The following is a 622-nucleotide window of genomic DNA, read 5'->3' as shown; positions in this document are numbered from 1 at the left end:
CTCCGACCGCGAAGAGGCCCTGGCCCACGCCGAGGCCTGCTTCGCCGCCGGCGGCAGCGTGGTCATCGAGGAGTTCCTGGACGGCCCCGAAGTTTCCCTGTTTGTGATTTGCGACGGTAAGCATGCGGTGCCGCTCTCGCCGGCCCAGGACTTCAAGCGCATCTTCGACGGAGACCAGGTCCGAACACCGGGGGCATGGGCGCCTATTCGCCGTTGTCGTGGCTGCCGGAGGGATTTACCGAGGAAGTCATGCAGCGCGTCGCCTACCCGACCCTGCGCGAAATGGAACGCCGCGGCACCCCCTTCACCGGCGTGCTGTACTGCGGTCTGGCCCTGACCAGCCGCGGCATGCGGGTCATTGAATTCAACGCCCGCTTCGGCGACCCGGAAACCCAGGCCGTGCTGGCCCGGCTGAAGAGCCGCTGGGGGCACTGCTGCTGGCCGCGGCGAAGGGCGAACTGGATGACGCCGAACAGCTGCACTGGCACCACGCCACCGCCGTGGACGTGGTGATCGCCGCCGAGAACTATCCGGACACCCCGGTCAAGGGCGCCGTCATCCAGGGCCTGGAGGAAGCCAACGCGGTGGAGCAGGTGCACGTGGTGCACGCCGGCACCGCGCT

1 pseudogene is annotated in these 622 nt (G+C 68.5%); it reads left to right on the top strand.

Annotation, left to right across the window (positions count from 1 at the left end):
• Positions 1–622 (top strand): annotated as a pseudogene (locus JCM19049_RS16885) (phosphoribosylamine--glycine ligase); the annotation flags it as partial.

This window comes from Arthrobacter sp. JCM 19049 (assembly GCF_001310435.1).
This window is presented reverse-complemented; position numbering and strand designations above follow the sequence as displayed.